This is a genomic window from Paenibacillus sp. FSL R5-0475 (assembly GCF_038004585.1).
GTDB lineage: Bacteria > Bacillota > Bacilli > Paenibacillales > Paenibacillaceae > Paenibacillus_AQ.
This window is the reverse complement of the sequence record NZ_JBBORK010000001.1, coordinates 2,973,947-2,992,973: the sequence shown is the minus strand read 5'-3', so window position 1 is coordinate 2,992,973 and position 19,027 is coordinate 2,973,947. Positions and strand designations below refer to the sequence as shown.

Sequence of the window (19,027 nt, the reverse complement as noted above, 5' to 3'; positions counted from 1 at the left end):
TGACTATTTAGCGGATCCAATGTTAGTGAGAGGGGAACAGTCGTGTCGATTCGGATAAAATTACTGTTATCTTATACGGGAATGCTAGTCGTTAGTTTACTTATCATCGTAATGACGGCAGCTTTATTTACAATTGCATCAACTGGAGATGTTCATAGTCTTCGGGATTTTTATAAAGTGCACTATCAATTAAATCCGTTGTCGGAGCAAGAAGAGTCGATTTTTTTAGAATTAAAGTATTTAGCTAAGCATGACCCGGATGAATTGCAGAACAAGGATTTGTTACTGGAATATGATTTTAAGCTAAAGACAGAGAAAGCGGGACTATTTGTAAGGCGAGTGAATGACCCTGTGTTTGAATCGCGCACCTTCAATCAACCTGAATTAAAGGATGCTTTACCTCCTTACGATCTCAATAACTATCAGATTCGTAACACGTTTAATATTAAAGAAAGATTTTATGGCTATGCCAAATTTGACTTTAAATATTCGGATGGGGCGAAAGGCAGTGTTTTCGTCATCAAAGAGCATAGTCCTTTTGCGGAACTCACCCGGAGGCTGCTACCGATCTTTTCATTGATACTAATTGGCGTTCTTGTGGTTGCGAATGTGCTATTATATCGCTGGATTACACGAAGTGTTATTAAGCCACTGAACAAGTTAAGGGATTCCGCAGAACGAATTCAAGAGGGTGACCTTCAATTTGAACTTAACCTGCAATCCAAAGATGAGATTGGGGAGTTAAATAAAGCGTTTGAGACGATGAGACAGAGGTTACAAGAGTCAGTGAGCCTTCGTCTGCAATATGAGGAGAATCGGAAAGAATTAATCTCAAATATTTCACATGATTTACGTACTCCGATTACGAATATTAAAGGGTTTATTGAAGGCATACGAGATGGTGTCGCCAATACACCTGAGAAGATGGACATGTACGTCGACATTATTTATAACAAAACCATTGGAATGGATAAATTGGTTGATGAATTGTTCCTATATTCCAAGCTGGATTTGAATCAGGTCCCATTTTCGTTCGAAGCTGTGGATATTATTGCATTCCTTGAGGATTGTATCGAAGAGATGCGCTACCATAACGAAAATAAAGGAGTTTCATTTCAGCTAGACGACCATAACTCCGAGCGTATTGAGGTTGTTGCAGATTTGGATAAATTAAAACGGGTATTACTGAATGTAATTGGAAATGCGCTGAAGTATATGGACAAGCCGGACCCTTTAATCCGTTTTTCTCTGCAAGTGGATAGTGAATGGGTGACTGTTGAAGTGAAGGATAATGGAATGGGTATTGATGCTGAAGCACTTCCACATATCTTTGAACGGTTTTATCGTGCAGAGCCTTCTCGGAATCTATCGACAGGCGGTAGCGGACTTGGTCTTGCGATAGCTCGTCAGATTATTGAAGGGCATGGTGGGTCGATATGGATGGAAAGTGAACCAGGTGTGGGATCAAGCTTGTTCTTTACTTTAAAGCGAACGACCGATGAAGGAGGATTTCATTCGCATGACACGGATTCTGATTATTGAAGATGAGGCAACGATAGCGCAATTGGAAAAAGATTATTTTGAACTGAACGGTTTTGCCGTTGATATATGTCATACAGGTTCTGAAGGGCTTGGGCAGGCTCTTGAAGGGGATTATAATCTTATTATCGTAGATTTGCAGTTACCTGGCATCGATGGCTTTGAATTATGCCGCCGTATTAGGGAGGCTAAGGAAGTGCCGATCTTTATCGTATCTGCGAAGAAAGAGGAAATCGATAAGCTTCGGGCGTTTAATCTCGGAGCGGATGATTATATTACGAAGCCCTTTAGTCCAAGTGAATTAGTGGCAAGAGCGAAAGCGCACCTAACTAGATATGAACGCATGCTCAGCAAGCTAGAGCCAATGGAGAAGCATGAGATCCAAATCCGTGGAGTTCATATCGATAAAAATGCCCGCAGAGTGTTTGTACGTAATCATGAGGTTTTGTTTACCGCTCGGGAGTTCGATGTACTGGTCTTTTTAGCGAGTCATCCGAATCGGGTATTCAGCAAAGATGATTTATTCGAACGGGTCTGGGGGATGGACTCCAGCGGAGATATCGCAACGGTTACGGTTCATATTCGCAAAATACGGGAGAAGCTGGAATCGGACCCCTCGAACCCACAGTATATTGAAACAGTGTGGGGTGCGGGATACCGATTTACGGTGTAATGGCATTTTCTTGACGATTTTCGATATTTTTAAGCTCTAGTTAATACTTTATTAATAAATCGTTTCTGGGGAGTTTATTTCTTTCAATTATCATTTAGTTATAGACATGAACAACAAATAACTTAATGATCTTAGGGGGAAATATAGTGAAAATCGTAGCTAAAAAAGCAGCAGCATTAATGGTCGCAGCAACACTAGGCGCAACCTCTTTACCCTTTGCCGTGTTAAATGTACAAGCAGCACCTACATCAGGCAACATAGGAATATCCGCAGCTGCATCTAAGTTATCAGATAAAGAAATTCAAGAAGCCGTTGAAGTACTTGCGGGATTAGGTGTGTTACAGGGTTATGCAGATCATTCGATGGGTGTGAACAATCCAATCAATCGTGCAGAATTAGCGAAAATGGTAGTATTGACTTTTAAATTACAAAGCACTGAAGAGAACACTGCCCCATTCACCGATGTGAATTCGAACGTATGGTATTACAAATATGCGTCAGTACTTGTTGGTTTAGGGATAATGGAAACGGAAGATGGTAAATTTAGCCCTAATAAAACGGTAACGGATGAAGAAATCGTGCAAGTTGTATCGAAGGCGTTGAAGCGTGATGTCTTATCGGTTAACTACTGGGCTAATAAATTGCAATTCACTTCTGGACCTGTAACACGTGGCGAAACAGCGGCCTTACTGAATACAGCACGTAAAGCAATGCCATCCGATAAAGCTCAAATTACAAGTGTGAAATCGATCAATGAAATTACATTAATCGTAACCTTAGATGCTCCTTTGACAGCTGAGAATGAGGTGTTTGCTAAAGCAAAAGAAGATTTTGTATTCAATGACGGTCTAACCTTAACGAATATGCCGCGGCTGAAATCGGGTTCTGTTGCAACGTACATTGTTCCTACATCGGTGCAAAAAGCTGGAACAACCTATAACTTAACGTACAAAGGTAAGAATGCAGGATCATTTGTAGGAAACGCAGCCAAGGTGGATATGACAGCAACCACTCAGGTAACCAACGACACCTTTGAGATTGAAGCACTGAAAACAAATGGCGTCATTGACTATGGATATGTCATCTCTGCATACAGTGGTGGACGTGGTGCTAACGCATTTGTTTTGGATGAGAACAACAGAGCAAATGGCATCACGTATCAAATCATTCCTTCCATGCAAGGTAGACAAGTAACGATTACCCCAGAAGGTGGAGAATCCATCGTTGCCAAGTATGTTCCATTTACACAATCAACAGATGGTAAGATTGAGCCGAAATTCCGGCTTCCTGAAGGACAAGTCTTGAAACCGGGTGTGAAATATACCGTAACATCTGACTGGGCCAATATTGCAAATCCTTCATTCGAAGCAAAAGAAATATCTCCACTGCAAATCTCTGGCGCTGAAGCTGTCACCGATACATCCATCAATGTATCCTTGGCTCAAGACCCTGGCGATGAATTGTTTTCGGGCCGTAGTGTACAACTAACCGCTCCAAACGGAGACAAATGGGTTGCAACCTATAAATTCTCCAGTCGTAAAGGTGCTGTTGGTGTATTCGATATTACGAATAGCGGTAAATTGGCTGCTGGGACAGTGTATACTGTAACACCACTAGGCGCATGGGCAACCTCTCAAGCCACATTCACTTCGAAATAAGGGGAGTCTACATGAAAGGTGTTGAATGTCATGCGCTTTCTCGTCTTAACATTCTTCCTCTTTATATCAGGATGTCAGACCGATGATTTCAAGGTGTTAAACAACCAAGGGCAGCAATCAACTCAGGAGGTGAATAATGAAATGGATAAGCTGAACCAAGCACTGTTAGCAGCGACTCGTCAAGGAGATAAGGAGCTTATAACAAAACTACTAACAGACGGTGCAGATATTGATGTTACAGATAATGAGGGTAGAATGCCCGCTTTAATCGCTGTACACACGAATCAACTGGATATATTCAAATTATTGCTTGAAAAAGGTGCCAACATCAATATCCGCGACAATCGCTCGGATAATCCACTTCTTTATGCAGGGGCTGAAGGAATGCTTGATTTTGTGAAGGTATCTATTGCTGCAGGTGCTGATACCTCAATTGTGAATAGGTTTGGGGGGACCGCACTCATCCCTGCTGCAGACCGTGGTCATGTGGATATTGTGAAAGAACTTCTTACAAGTTCTGACGTCAATATTGATCATGTCAATAATCTGGGTTGGACTGCATTACTAGAAGCTATCATACTAGGCGATGGGGGCAAAGAACATCAGGCTATAGTGCAATTGTTAATACATCATGGTGCTGATATTCATATAGCAGATTCTAACGGAGTTAGTCCCTTACAGCATGCGCAAAATAGGGGTTATCATGAAATGGTAGAAATGCTAATGAACAAGAGTAGTGATTCGATATAATTTTTAAAAAAGGAACTCCGCTCAAAACGGAGTTTCTTTTTTTTGTCCTTTGAAACTAGGATTACCCACCTCTATAAACCTCATAATATAGTATAATCAGACTATAATATTCAATAGCGGAAGATGGGAATATAGCACTATTAAATTTATCGAAGAATGAGGCGTACATGAGAACTTCGGAGAATAAAATTAAGTTAAGTCATATGTTATACATAGTAGTATTTATCGGTATTTTAATTATTGTACGTTGGGGCTGGTATAATCATTTTTCGTTATCCAATCCTCCTGCTGTGAAGCAAGGCGTGTTAGATTTACGTGGGGTGGACATTGAATCACTAAGCACCTTTCCGCTGGATGGTGAATGGGAATTTTATCCTGAACAATGGGTGAATGCTACCAATATCGACAACGCTACGAAGGGGCAGATGCTTCAGGTACCGGGTAACTGGAATGCTATATTTAAGCCTGAAGAGCAAAAAAAGGCATATGGATACGGAACTTATCATTTGCGAATTCTGCTGGATCAACCCTTATCTGAGCCACTTAGCTTTTGGTTCCAATCTATCTATACTGCATCTGAAGTGGAGATTAATGGAACAGTTCTCTCACGGTTTGGTGTGTTATCTGATGAGAAAGAAGGCCATGTTTCTGTCACCAAGTCATTCCTGATCAGTTATACACCGACAGATCAGAAACAAATGGATCTGTTTGTTCGGGCATCAAATTATGAGTCTCCGTTAAAAGGAGGCATTGTTAGGTCTGTAGAGTTTGGCATTCAACATGAGATAGATACAGTCTACTGGAACTCCATCGGCTTGCAGCTAATCGTAGGGGTACTGCTTCTACTACATGGGCTGTATTTATTGATCATCTATTTGATGGATGTGCGAAAAACAGAGTTGATTATTTTCTTCTCGATGATGGTTGCAGCGGCTGTATCCATTGGGGTTGAACATAATGGACTATTGTTCCGGTTTCTTCAGGTTGATTTTGCCTGGACGTTGAAGCTAAAGGTTCTTTCGTATATAGGGTTCTGCTTGTTCCTGTTCCTGATGGGTAGAGAGCTTTATGGGAATCTGCGGAAAGGCAAGGCCTTTTATAGTTACATCTTCTCACTCCTCGTTTTTACACTATTTATAATCTTTGGTCCAGAAGAGACAGTGCTATATTCAATCGAAAAAGGGGTCTATATGATCCTGTATTACGTTCCAGTATGTTGGACGGCTTATTATTTTATAAAGATGGTATCCATTCGAGCTGAGGGTGCACTATTTTTATTATGTTCAGTGCTTGCTGTGATTAACAATATACTATGGGCGTCTGTTTATTACGTAGGAACCTCGCAATTTATGTTTTATCCGGTAGATTTAATTGCTGCACTAGCCACTTTTTCTGCCTATTGGTTTAGAAGATACTTTAATCAGTCCCATCAGAATGTGTTATTAAACGCTCAATTGGCAGAGACGAATAAATTAAAAGACCGTTTTCTGGCGAATACGTCACATGAACTACGGACTCCCCTACATGGAATTATGAATATTGCCCAGAGCGTGTTAACGAGGAAAAAACATGTGCTGGATGAAGAGAGTCAACGTGATATGGAACTGCTAATTATGGTTAGTCGGCGGATGTCGCTCATGCTGAATGATTTGCTTGATGTGGTGAGATTGCAGGATAAACGGATTGTGATGAATATAAAAGCAGTGCATGTAAGCTCCTTGGCTGAGGGCGTGCTGGATATGTTACGCTTCCTTACCGGTGGAACAAAGGTGGAGCTTAGCATGCATATTAATGAGGATTTGCCGCGTGTACATGCTGATGAGGAGCGATTGGTACAGATTCTGATAAATCTTGTTCATAATGCACTTAAGTATACCGAACAGGGTGAGGTTGAACTGGTCGCTGAACAAGTGGGTAGGGATGTATGGATACATGTTACGGATACAGGAATAGGTATGGATGAGGCATTGAAGAAACGTGTCTTTATGCGCTATGAACAAGGGGCTTACGGGGAAGGTGGTATTGGACTGGGACTTAGCATCTGCAAGGAACTGGTCGAGCTGCACGGGAGTGAATTATTGCTGCAATCGCAGCCGGGTCAGGGGAGTAAGTTCAGCTTCAAATTACCCGTAGTAGACGAGCGTGTTCAATCATCTATTTCGGATGTTCAACTAGAAAAGGATACGATAACATTATCACCATTCAGCGCATGGATAACAGCTGAGACATCTACTATGGTAGCTGCCACATATTCCACGAAGGAAGTAGAGCCACTCTCTAAGGTTGATTCAGACTCTGATATTATACGTGTTCTGGCAGTTGACGATGATTCGGTCAATCTAAAAGTTTTACAAAATATTTTGTCAGATGGAACCTATCAGATGGTTACTGCGACTTCTGCACGGGAAGCGCTGGATAAGTTAAACCATGATCGATTTGATCTGATCATCACTGATGTGATGATGCCGGGCATGTCTGGTTATGAATTGACAAGATTGATTCGTGAGCGGTTCACGATGTATGAATTACCTATTATACTACTGACTGCTCGTAGTGAGCGGGAGGATGTCTATGCGGGCTTCTTGGCTGGAGCAAATGATTATGTCACCAAACCGGTAGATGCGATGGAATTGAAGTATCGAGCCTTGTCCCTTTCATCTATGAAGCGAGCGGTCAATGATCGGTTGAGGATGGAGGGTGCTTATTTACAAGCGCAGATCCATCCACACTTTCTCTTCAATACACTGAATTCGATCATGTCCTTAAGTGACTTTGACACTGCCAAAATGAGAGAGTTATCAGATGCATTCACAACTTATTTGCGCATAAGTTTTGACTTCTTAAATGCAGGCAAGCTCGTTACGCTGTCACAGGAGCTTAAACTGGTGGAGAATTATATATATATCCAGCAGCAACGTTTTGAAGAGAGACTCCATGTGGAATGGGAAGTAGATGCAAATCTTGAAATGTTGATGCCTCCGCTTACGATTCAACCACTAGTTGAGAATGCTGTTCGACATGGCGTTTTAAGTCGCGCTAAAGGTGGAACACTGCGTATTCACATTGAGACACGTGCGGATGCTGTTCATTTTAACATTGTAGATACAGGGATTGGAATGGACGAAGCACAAGTCAGCGTGCTGTTAAATCCGAATGGCTATAAGAATCAAGGTATTGGGCTGCTTAATACGGATAGAAGATTGACGCAATTATATGGACAGGGCTTGCACATTCAAAGTATTCCTGGCTTGGGAACTACGGTGTCATTTATCATTCCTGATAAGGATTGATTATGATCATGGGGTAACTCCTTGGAGTTATCCCTTTTTGGTGTTTTCTTTAGAAAATTATGTGAATATTTCACTATTGTTGCGTCATTGATTGTAAAATTAAAAACTACCTGCCATTATTACAGAGAAAGGAAAATTTGTAATCAAAAAATCATTCACGATAGGAGAATTAGAATGACTAATAACTTATTTGTAAACGAGACAAGAGAACAACTGAGCTGGATGAATCGTCCCGAAACTTGGGAATTTACAGATTTAGATGAACTGACATTAATAGCACCTCCCAAATCAGACTTTTTCCAAGACCCGGCAGGTAAACATTTCGCAAGTTCAGCGCCATTCTTATCCACCCCTGTGGGTACTTCCTTTGAAATGACGACCAGAATTAGTGTCAATATGCGGCATAAATATGATTCAGGCTGCCTCATGTTTATGATGGACCATTATAACTGGGCCAAGATTTGCTTTGAGTTTGACGGACAGTATCCCATAATCGTGTCTGTGGTGACAAGGGAAGGGATGTCAGATGATTGTAACTCCGTACAAGTTGCTGTAGACAATCCGTATTTGCGTATTACCAAACAAAATCATTGTGTTACCTTCTCCTATTCAGAGGACGGAGCGAATTGGACACTGATCCGATATTTTGGAATGAAGGAAGGTGCTGAATGCGTAGCAGGTGTTGTCGCACAATCTCCCCAAGGTGAAGGCTGCTCAGTGAAATTCGACTATTTGAGTTTGTCGGAATCGAAGGGTGAAAGCCGCTTCTAATGGATCAATTTTTAATGAACAATCCTTTTCGGTCTAACTGTAATTGTTTTGAAGTGAATTGGATGATGAATTCCTCCACGGCGGATATGGTAGCAATGATACATACAAAGACATTCCAAATGGTGTGATCGATGTGGAGAAGCCATAGAGGAGTTATAAATAATCGGAGTCCGGTCAGTTTATTGCCATAGGTGTGAATGCTTGCGTAAGTTTTGAATCTTCGGAGGGCAACCCCTATCGATGTTAGACGGATGACCGCGATCATGAAGATCCATATCATGATTTCGAGCGTAAGTCCCAGAAGCGGATATAGTGTAAATAAGGAGACCGCTATCAGTATCGTGTCGGCTGCGGAATCCAGTTTTGCTCCAAGGCTACTTGTTGTGTTCGTCATTCTAGCAATAGGTCCATCGATCAGATCGGTGACCCCGCAAAGGATATAAATTACAAGGAAGGCCAAACTTAGCGGATCGAGGAATAATAACAACATTGCCAAAATGATTCTGCCAAACGTAATTCCATTGGGTATTCTCTTCATCATTCAATCCCACCTTTGTATACGACCTTATCTTATTTCTATTTTACCAGAGGAGTGCAAATTCTATAAAAAACAAGCCGGAGCGAATGCTCGCTCCGGCTTGTTTCTATGTTTGTTAAAGCTTATTGCGCGGATACAGACTTGAACCATTCGTTAACTTCTTTAGTGATTTGGTCACCGCCATTGGATTTCCAATTGGCAACGAATTGGTCAAAGGAGTCTACTGGCAGTTTGCCATAAATAATTTTGTTGAAAGTTTCCATTTCGGACTGACGAAGCAGGTTCCATTTGGAAACCATCGTTGGTGTAGCAGCACCAGTAAAGTAGTTTTGTTTACGAACGTCTAGTTGTGACATAACCACTTTTCCTGCCGCCCAGTTTTCTGGTTTACGGAACTCTGCCATTTGTTTTTCATAAGGTGTTACAGGTGTCTCGCCGTCAGCAAGTTTAACCAAAGTCTTCATAAACAGATCAGGAATACGGGCCGGACCTGTTAAGAATGGGAACTCATTGGAGAAGTCTTTAATCTTGTCTTTATCACTTGTTGGTTCTCCATCAATCATATCCCAGTCGTAACCTTTAGCAAAGCCATATTCATATTGACTGCCTGCAGCAGGGTTAGCTAAGTTATCAAGCAAGTAGTTATAGTACAAGAAAATAGCTTCTGGGTGCTTAGCATCCTTGTTAATCATGATACTAGCATTTACACCGGAATTCTGCCATTTGGTTCCAATCAAACCATCTGGTCCTGCTGGAACCGGATAACCTTTAATCTTCGCTCCAGGTACATTCTTCATAAGATCGGGAGCTGGCCAGTCTGGAACCCAGTTGGCGCCTGGCAGAATACCAGCTGCACCTTTCGTGAAGCTCTCAGCGGATTTACCTTCATCCCAAAGGGCGGAGTCCGTGTGAATATATCCTTTATCCATCCATTCGCTAAGCTTTGCGAGTGCTTGCTTAGCACCTGGGTTAATGGAACCATATTCAAGATTGCCATCTTTATCTTTGTTCCATTGTTCCTCAATTGTACCGTATGCCCCGAATAACCAGTCTAGTTGGCCCATCCAGGTATTTGTGTTGTTTTTCAAAGAAATTGCAAGCGGGTACACATCTTTAGGCGCTAAGCCATCAGGGTTTTCGTTCTTAAATTTGTCCATGATGTTCTCAAGATCGGCGATGGTCTTAGGCGCTTCCAGCTTCAGCTTTTCCATCCAATCTTCACGTAACCACAAGAGCGTATCATCATTGTCGGTATATTCAAGGATCGGCAGATTATATTTCTTACCGTCTTTAGTGAATGGGTACCAAAGTTCTGGATGTGCTGCAACGTGATCTTTTAAAATTTTGTTTGCATACTTATCAAACAACTCATCGATAGCGATGAACTGACCGGAATCAATAAGCTGATTGGTCAATACTGCGTTAGTTGGTGCAAAAACGAAATCAGGAAGCTTTTCGCCGGAAGCAATGGCAAGTTGAAGCTTTTGTCTGTATTGATCGTCATTTGCAGGATACCAAGTATCTTTATGCTTCATACCCAATGTTTCAAGCATCCAGCGATCGTGAACGTTGTTTTCTTTGGTATCACCTTGAACATACTTCTTAGGCATCAATACGGCACTGAACTCGATCGGTGGATCGTATTTGCCTTTTGCGAAAGCAGCATCTGCTTCGGATTGGGTATTATTGGTAGCGTTACCATTTTTGGCATTCTCATTAGATGTGCCGCTACTGCCACATGCTGTGAGAGTGATAAGTGCTGTGACCGTGAGAAGCGACCACATTTTCTTGAACTTGATCATTCTTCAATTCCCCCTACTGTGTATGATCTTTACAAGTGTAACTTTAACAACTTGTCGGGGATGTCATCTATATGAGATTTTTAGTTTCGATAGGACTCTATCATGTTATTTGTTAGTATCTCTATATTCCTGCGGCGTTACCCCAAACTGCCGTTTGAATACTTTGATAAAATAAGCAGGGTCCATATATCCAATTTCCATGCTGATTTCATAGACTTTTTTATTGGTGGTCTTCAGCTTATGACAGGCACGATCCATCCGCAAGCGCGAGATATAATCGCTAATGCCTTCACCTGTTTCAATCTTATAAATTTTTGATAAATGGGTCGGATGGAGATTTACATGGTCAGCCAGAACACGTAATGATACATCATCATGCAAGTTCTTATCCGTATAATCTTGAATTTTCTTTACATACTCGGAACGTATGTCTTTGATTTCGTTGGATGTGCCTTCTTTTAGATTGGCTAGAACACTTAGCGACCATTTTCTTAGTTTACTAATGCTGGTAAAAGCATCCCCACTTTGCAACGCTTCTATATCGGTCCCCATTAAGTTTGCTAGCGTATGACCATTGCGATGTGCAAGATTCGTGAAAGAAGCAGTAATTAAAAAGCCAGCCTCCATGCAATGCTCCCAGGATTCAGACCATTTCTCATCCAGTTCCGCACAGACGGCAAGCAATTTCTCTTCGGCCGCATCCCAATGTCCACTCTCCAGTAGATGAATCAAAGAGGGTGGGGTATAAAGAGCGTCTAAAGGTCCTTGTGCTGAGGGAAGCCCCAAGTCACTGACCCGCATAATGAATTCTCGCTCATCTCCGACAATTTGGCGGAAAGAGGAGGAGGCCTGATGAAAACGATTCGACAACTGCTCAGGAAACTTGAACCACTCCGTGATTACAATGGATAGTGAGCCTTTCAGAAATTGCTTGACCTTATATTGAAGTTGTAAAGAAAGCTTCTCTAATATGGATTCTTTTCCAAGGTCAGTTCCTTGTTCTTTAAGCTGGAGCAGAAACACAAGATATCCATGTTCCTCTTTAACGCCCCAGACTTCCATAAATTCTCCCATAATCTCTTCAGCCATATTAATAATCGCATATTCAATCAAGGTTTGATCGGTATTATCAAATTCTCTGAATTCTTCTTCCATTCGTACCAGCATCAATGCGGATTCTCCGGATTGGAAGGGCAGATCGTAACTCACGAGCTTCCGTTCCCATTCACCGGCTTGAAAACGATGACCTTGTAAAGCATCCAGTAGCAAGCGCCCCCGTAAAACAGGGAGGTTCTCCCGGAGGGTAAACTGGGTTCGTTTAAGAGAACTTATAAGCTCCCATTCAGCATTCAATTGATTGATCGCATTTTTGACTGCTCCGAGTAATTCATCATCAGTCGGCGGTTTAAGCAAGTAATCCACGGTCTTGTTCTGAAGTGCTTTTTTGGCATAATCGAATTCTGAATGGCCGGATAATATAATACATTTAATTTTTTTGTTATGTTTTCTTATTCGCTCTATCAATTCGATTCCCGTCATTTCTGGCATTTGAATATCTGAGATTACTATATCAATGGGATGCGTATCGATAATTTGTAGCGCTTCACGTGCGGAATAAGCTTTATGCACATGTTCAATTCCTAGCGTATGCCAGGGTTTAGTCATGGAAAGATTATCTACCCAGTGTGCTTCGTCGTCTACTATGATCATCTGCATGTTGTTAGTCTCCTTGATGTTCCTTTAATTTATAACTATCATCCTCAGTTGGGATTTCCCAGATAATTTCTGTTCGGAATCCACCGAGAGGGGATGGCTTGAAGGTAAGACTTGAATGATTGCCGAACAGGTGAATGATCCGCTGATTTGTATTCCAAAGACCACAACCCATTTCCTCCTGCAAAGGCTCCTGCATTTTACGGTTTAATGCTTCTAGCTGATCCGGATTCAGGCCAGGACCATCGTCATCGATATAAATTCTACAGAAGCCGTTTGACTTCTCACCACTAATCTTGATCTCACCTGATGAATAGGACTTCGCTACTCCATGAATCACAGAATTCTCCACCATAGGTTGAAGCATTAGGCGAGGTACAGATTGGCTAAGCATATCCTCAGGAATATCAATATGATAATCAATTCTGCCATTACGCAGTTTCTGGATATCTAAATAGTTGACTAAGAGCTTGATTTCTTCCTCCAAAGAAGCCGTCTCCCGTTCCATCCGGGTGGTATAACGATAGTAAGCACTTAGATTATAAGCCATTGAGACGACAGCGTCCTCATCTTTCATCTGGGCCATATTGATAATATAACCAAGACAGTTATAGAGAAAATGCGGGTTAATTTGTGCTTGGAGCTGCTTCAGGGTAGCTTCTCGAGCACGGATCTTTTCATTAAATACATTTTCTATCAGGTCTTGAATTTGATGGGACATATCGTTAAAACGACGGAACAGAAACGAAAACTCATTTTGCTCATTGCTATGAAGCCGTACGGAGTAATCACCTTGCTGTACGCGCTGTAAACCACTGACTAGTTTTTTAATCGGATATTGAACGTTTCTATACAGCAGAATGGAAGAGGATACTCCCACAACAAACAGCAGAATCATTGTGATATAGAATAAATCTCGACTAAGAGAAATCGGTTTGAGAATTTGATAAAGGGGGACAACATCTACTAAATGCCAATCCAAAGAGGCTGATTTCACAGAACTGACCAAATAGTTCTTCCCATTTAGTTTCACTACATCCTGAGTTGTATTCTCCGGAGAGTGATTATCCAGGTAATTAACTAGTTCGTCGGATAGCTGCTTGTCCGCGCTACGGTTGAGGATCGGTTTCTCCCCTTTGTGATAGAAGAACGGATCGCCTTGCCCACCTGCTTTGTACGAATCGAGCATGTTCTGAATGTTCGTATAACTGAAGCTGGCTTCAATGACTAGGCTACTTCCTGTTAACGTCCCCGGCTGAGCTAAGGAATCCGTTAAGAACCAGTAAAAGGATTTTAAATCGCCTTGAGATTCCACACCATGATCACCATACGTCCATCTTCCGCTCATATTTGCTTTTAAATAATCCTCATCATACCCGATGGGTCTGTCGTAATTGGCGATGACATCTTTATTCTGCTGTGAATGAACGGCGTATCTGGTCGGCCAAATATCTGTAACCCCAGCTTGAAGCACCATCTTTTCCTGGAGGATATATCTGGTCTGCATCTGATCATATCGATCTTCCCATACATTTAGTCCATTGAATGCCCTGACGTTGGGATCTCTTGAAAGAATAAGGGTGAAGTCCATCATCTGATTAATTCGAGAATCGATCTGATTGGATAAAAAAGTGAGTTGTTTCGTATTGGACGTCTGCAACTCTTTGCCTACAACCTCGAAGGTGACGTTATTTGAAAAGGTATACATGATAATGATGGGAATGAATAGGAGTATGATCAAGCTGTTTATTTTGGCAAACAGACTAAATCGAGATTGTAAGTTTCCTCTAAGTATTGTAAAGCGCTTCCATATATTCATAAATGCCCCTCCAGATGTTGTCCTAATAAAACCCTATCAAGCCTAACAATGTTATATAGTCAAACCTGAGAAACGCCTGATACTATTTATAGCAGAGATCCCCATCACACACAAAATATTTTTTTTGGGAACAGGAGAGAGCTATGGAGGCTAATATGGAGGTTAACTCGATACCACAGGCGAGCCTAGAAAGTCAGCCGAGTAAAAAAAGAAAAAAAGGCTTTAATCAACCATGGATTCTCCATTTTATGGTGTTGCCAGCGGCAATCATGGTTTTTATTTTTTCTTATATTCCGATGTCCGGAATTCTTATGGCATTTCAAGACTATAAACCTGCACTAGGTTTTTTTGATTCCGAGTGGGTCGGACTTAAGCATTTCAGGTACATGTGGGAGAATGATTATTTCCTGTCCATTACGTGGAATACGTTATTTTTTGCTTGCTCCAAAATTGTTTTGAACTTGATTATTCCGTTTATCTTCGCCTTATTGCTTAATGAGGTAAGAAGAATGGGCCTTAAAAGAACTATTCAAACACTCGTTTATCTTCCGCACTTTCTGTCTTGGGTTACACTTTCAGGGATTCTCATTGATATCCTTGCTCAGACAGGTATTGTCAATCAATTCCTCACATCTGTATTTGGCATCAAGCCGATTTTCTTCCTAGGAGACGGCAACTGGTTCAGGTTCACTATCATTGCTAGTGATGTTTGGAAAGAGTTTGGTTTCAATACGATTATCTTTTTAGCGGCACTTTCGGGTATCAATCCATCACTTTATGAAGCTGCTGAAGTGGATGGGGCGGGGCGTTGGAAACAAACGATGTATATCACAATTCCTGCGTTAATCCCAATCGCTATCGTAATCGCCACCTTGGCACTGGGTAATGTGCTCAACGCAAACTTTGACCAGATCTTTAACTTGTACAGTCCATTGATCTATCAGCAGGGAGATATCATTGATACCTTCGTGTATAGAGAAGGTCTACTAAGCGGACAGTTCAGTTTCGCAACCGCAGTTAATCTATTCAAATCGTTAATTAGCTTAGTCTTAATCGTAGTCTCTTACCGACTTGCTTATAGATTTGCAGGGTACAGAATTTTCTAGAAAGGATGACAACTGATGTACCATAAAACAATTCCATATCGAATATTCAGTATTATCAATAATGTGTGCTTGACTATCCTTTCCGTGCTCTGCCTGCTACCTTTGTACCACTTACTCATGGTATCTCTTAGTGCATCCGCACCTGCTAATGCTGGATTAGTCACATTCTGGCCGATTGGCTTTACCTTTGAAGCCTATGCAAAGACGTTTAATAATGTCAATTTCCTTAACTCCTTGTGGGTGTCTGTGGAACGGACAATACTCGGAACAGGACTTGCGCTGGTGGTAAATACGGTTGCAGCTTATGCGCTGTCTAAGGAAACAAGAGTCTTTCGTGCTAGAAACGTCTATCTTTGGTATTTTGTTGTCACCATGCTGTTCAGCGGTGGTCTGATACCGGGTTACATTCTAATTCTGAAGCTTGGTCTTATGAATTCATTGATGGCACTTATTCTTCCTGGATTAGTTGCTGTATTTAACATCATTTTACTTCTGAATTTCTTCCGTACCGTACCTAAAGATCTTGAGGAAGCAGCTTTTATTGATGGGGCAGGACACTTTCAGACCTTTGTGAAAATATATTTACCGGTCTCCTTACCTGTTATTGCAACCGTCTCTCTATTCCTTATGGTAGGACACTGGAACGCTTATTTTGACGGTATTATTTATATCAGAGATGCAGACAAGCTTCCGCTAGCGACGTTTATGCAGACGATTATCGTTCAAGCAGATATGTCTAAGCTTGATCCGGCAGCCGTTGCTAATTTATCACAACGAACCATCCGGGCCTCGCAGATTTTTATAAGTGCTTTGCCAATTCTATTGGTTTATCCTTTCCTGCAACGTTTCTTTGTAACTGGGATTGTGGTAGGTGCTGTAAAAGAATAATCTCTTTTTAGAAAAAGAGTTTGAAGAAGGAGCTACGGTTCTAGTCCAAGACTAGAACCGTAGCTCTTTTTTTATTTAGATGGATTTCATGGCTAAACTGGATAATTATTGAAAACAATAAAAATATTCAGAAAATTTTCATATGACGATCAAGCTAACATAGGCTATAATGAGGTCTAAAAAAGAAAAAAAGAAAACGGGGCATAAGAATGAATCAATTTAAAGGTGAAAAAAATCTTCTCACAGAGAAGAAGGAGCGGTTCTCTTCCGCCGGCTTTATTTTCGCAGCCATCGGGAGCTCAGTAGGACTGGGGAACATGTGGAAATTTCCGTATATCACTGGGGAAAATGGGGGAGCGGCTTTCTTCCTTCTTTTCATTGTATGTTTAGTGTTGATCGGTTTACCCGTATTGTTGGCAGAGTTGGCCATCGGTCGTAGCGGACGTGGAAGCGCGGCTACTGCATTTGTACGAGCCGGAGGCGGGAAGAACTGGATGGCAGTCGGATTTCTGCAAGTCCTTGCACCATTTTTAATTCTTTCCTTTTATATCATTGTCGCAGGATGGACGTTGAACTACGCAATGATTGCCTTCAATGGACAATTGTTCAGTTCCAGTAATTATGCAGGTGAATTCAGCTCCTTTATATCTGGACCTATGCCAATTGTTTGGCAGGGGATAGCAATCCTTATAACGGCGGGTGTTGTTATTCTTGGAGTATCAGGCGGGATCGAGAAATTTAATAAGGTATTGATTCCTGGTCTGGTTGTTCTCCTAATTGTATTGATGATTCGTGCGGTTACCTTACCAGGTGCAAACGAAGGAGTAGCCTTTTTCCTAAAACCAGACTTTTCGGTGCTGACGGCGGAATCTGCGCTAGTCGCATTGGGACATGCTTTCTTTTCATTGTCGCTTGGGATGGGAATTCTCCTGACTTACGGCTCTTATGTGGATAAAAAACAATCGCTAGGAACTGCTGCACTCGCAGTCGGGGCAGGAGATTTGTTATATGCGTTTATCGCAGGATTGATTATTTTTCCGACGACATTCTCATTTGGCATTGCTCCTGATCAAGGTCCTTCGCTAATTTTCATTGCTTTGCCAGCAGCTTTCTCAGCAATGCCATTTGGTGCATTCTTTGGTGGTTTGTTCTTTATCTTGCTGGCGATTGCCGCTTTAACTTCTGCCGTATCTCTGCTTGAGGTGCCTGTATCTTTCGCGATGGAGCGCTGGAATTGGAGCCGGAAACGTTCAGTTTGGATTTTGTCATTAGTATGTTTCCTCCTCAGTATTCCTTCGGCGATGTCACTGGGAATGGTCCCTGAGCTATCGTTTGGCGGCAAAGCGTTGTTCGATTGGGTGGATTTTGTAACTTCTAACATTATGTTGCCACTAGGCGGTCTGTTGGTTACCATCTTTGCCGGTTATTTCTGGAAAGGGGCAGCAGAAGCGGCTGGGCTTAAGGCAGGTTGGTTCCGCGTTTGGTTATTTATGCTCCGGTATGTTGCGCCGATTCTGGTGTTCTTGGTATTGCTTCATACTTCAGGGATTATTAAATTTTAATTTAATTCAATTTCTAAAAAATCATCAAAAAAAGCTCTACGACCCTTGTGGTTGTAGAGTTTTTTTTGATATTGAAGATAAATACATTATTCCTCTAAATCCTACTTGACTAGGTGGATTAATTGGAATATAGTATAAAAAAAAAGATTGAACGAATCAATTCAAAACTAATAATTGTATACAATTATACAAATATATTGTTGAGGCTCTTGCCCGACAGATTATCGATGAGGAGCTACATAAATATGGCGATACGATCACGGAGGTTGTCAAAGGATAATACCTATGATGCATTAAAACAAAAAATTATTGATAGTGAATTAGAGCCGAATCAACCTGTACATGAAGAAAATTTGGCAGCGTTACTAGGGGTTAGTCGTACTCCACTAAGAGAGGCAATACAGAGATTGGAGAACGAGGATTTTCTCATTCGACAGCCAAATGGAAGACTGCGGGTGGCTTCTGTGACACTCAAAGAGGTTGAAGAAATATTCCAAATTCGCAGCATGCTTGAAGGCTATATCGCAAGAAATGCAGCTAAGCATGCTACAGAGAACGATATTGTTAATTTAACGACGATGATTACAAAAATGAAACACTCCTTCCAACTTGGCGACAATCAGAATTTTGTAACCTATGGATTTGAGTTCCATGATTATTTATCAGAAATCAGTGAACTAAAAACATTCGAGAAAGTTCTGAATCAATTAAGAGATCATTCCCTTCGCTATTGTCGATTCGTCTCCATGCATGGAGATTGGAATACACAGGCGGATGAAGAACATGATCTTATCTTGCAAATGATCGCTGACCACAATGAAGATGGCGCTGAAAAAGCAATGCGAGATCATATTTTAAGCAGTCTAGCTACTGCACTTGACCGGATTAAAGGTATTGAAGAAAAGTTGGAAGCATAAA

Annotated in this window: 14 protein-coding genes; 10 read left to right on the top strand and 4 right to left on the bottom strand. The window is 41.4% G+C overall.

Features of this window, described 5'->3' with window-relative positions; all coding sequences use genetic code 11:
• The first annotated feature begins 42 nt into the window (after positions 1-42).
• From MKX41_RS13480 to MKX41_RS13455, 6 genes are all read left to right on the top strand, one after another.
• A complete protein-coding gene (locus MKX41_RS13480) occupies positions 43-1,542 on the top strand; it encodes a sensor histidine kinase (RefSeq protein WP_340971100.1) in 1,500 nt (499 codons plus the stop codon).
• Positions 1,520-2,212, top strand: a complete 693-nt coding sequence (locus MKX41_RS13475; RefSeq protein WP_340971098.1) for a response regulator transcription factor — start codon at positions 1,520-1,522, stop codon at positions 2,210-2,212. The genes MKX41_RS13480 and MKX41_RS13475 overlap by 23 nt, the downstream gene beginning before the upstream one ends.
• A gap of 146 nt (positions 2,213-2,358) precedes the next feature.
• Complete coding sequence (locus tag MKX41_RS13470) at positions 2,359-3,870, top strand: S-layer homology domain-containing protein (protein WP_339242217.1); 1,512 nt, start codon at positions 2,359-2,361, stop codon at positions 3,868-3,870.
• A 141-nt stretch (positions 3,871-4,011) separates the two neighbouring features.
• Positions 4,012-4,620 carry an ankyrin repeat domain-containing protein gene (locus MKX41_RS13465; RefSeq protein WP_340971096.1) on the top strand — a complete coding sequence of 203 codons (609 nt, stop codon included), beginning with the start codon at positions 4,012-4,014 and terminating at the stop codon, positions 4,618-4,620.
• Positions 4,621-4,787: 167 nt separating this feature from the next.
• Positions 4,788-7,910, top strand: a complete 3,123-nt coding sequence (locus MKX41_RS13460) for an ATP-binding protein (protein ID WP_340971094.1) — start codon at positions 4,788-4,790, stop codon at positions 7,908-7,910.
• A 174-nt stretch (positions 7,911-8,084) separates the two neighbouring features.
• Complete coding sequence (locus MKX41_RS13455; RefSeq protein WP_340971092.1) at positions 8,085-8,681, top strand: DUF1349 domain-containing protein; 597 nt, start codon at positions 8,085-8,087, stop codon at positions 8,679-8,681.
• Between the two features lie 4 nt (positions 8,682-8,685).
• Here the strand turns inward: MKX41_RS13455 and MKX41_RS13450 are convergent, their stop codons facing one another.
• From MKX41_RS13450 to MKX41_RS13435, 4 genes are all read right to left on the bottom strand, one after another.
• Positions 8,686-9,222 carry a CDP-alcohol phosphatidyltransferase family protein gene (locus tag MKX41_RS13450; protein WP_340971090.1) on the bottom strand — a complete coding sequence of 179 codons (537 nt, stop codon included), beginning with the start codon at positions 9,220-9,222 and terminating at the stop codon, positions 8,686-8,688.
• A gap of 119 nt (positions 9,223-9,341) precedes the next feature.
• On the bottom strand, positions 9,342-11,021 hold the full coding sequence (locus MKX41_RS13445; RefSeq protein WP_076299279.1) for an ABC transporter substrate-binding protein: 1,680 nt from the start codon (positions 11,019-11,021) through the stop codon (positions 9,342-9,344).
• A gap of 105 nt (positions 11,022-11,126) precedes the next feature.
• Complete coding sequence (locus MKX41_RS13440; RefSeq protein ID WP_076285370.1) at positions 11,127-12,737, bottom strand: response regulator transcription factor; 1,611 nt, start codon at positions 12,735-12,737, stop codon at positions 11,127-11,129.
• A 4-nt stretch (positions 12,738-12,741) separates the two neighbouring features.
• On the bottom strand, positions 12,742-14,553 hold the full coding sequence (locus tag MKX41_RS13435) for a sensor histidine kinase (protein WP_340971086.1): 1,812 nt from the start codon (positions 14,551-14,553) through the stop codon (positions 12,742-12,744).
• Between the two features lie 155 nt (positions 14,554-14,708).
• Here MKX41_RS13435 and MKX41_RS13430 point away from each other — a divergent pair, with 155 nt between their 5' ends.
• The 4 genes from MKX41_RS13430 to MKX41_RS13415 all read left to right on the top strand — a co-directional run bounded on the left by MKX41_RS13430 (position 14,709) and on the right by MKX41_RS13415 (position 19,026).
• Positions 14,709-15,659: an ABC transporter permease gene (locus MKX41_RS13430; protein WP_042132288.1), complete on the top strand. Its 951-nt coding sequence runs from the start codon at positions 14,709-14,711 to the stop codon at positions 15,657-15,659.
• A gap of 15 nt (positions 15,660-15,674) precedes the next feature.
• Complete coding sequence (locus tag MKX41_RS13425; RefSeq protein ID WP_076285371.1) at positions 15,675-16,547, top strand: carbohydrate ABC transporter permease; 873 nt, start codon at positions 15,675-15,677, stop codon at positions 16,545-16,547.
• Positions 16,548-16,756: 209 nt separating this feature from the next.
• The gene (locus MKX41_RS13420) at positions 16,757-18,109 is read left to right on the top strand and encodes a sodium-dependent transporter (RefSeq protein ID WP_076285372.1); all 1,353 of its coding nucleotides are present in this window, start codon (positions 16,757-16,759) and stop codon (positions 18,107-18,109) included.
• 245 nt (positions 18,110-18,354) lie between these two features.
• Positions 18,355-19,026, top strand: coding sequence for a GntR family transcriptional regulator (locus MKX41_RS13415; protein ID WP_042189543.1), 672 nt, complete (start codon positions 18,355-18,357; stop codon positions 19,024-19,026).
• The last annotated feature ends 1 nt before the right edge of the window (position 19,027 follow it).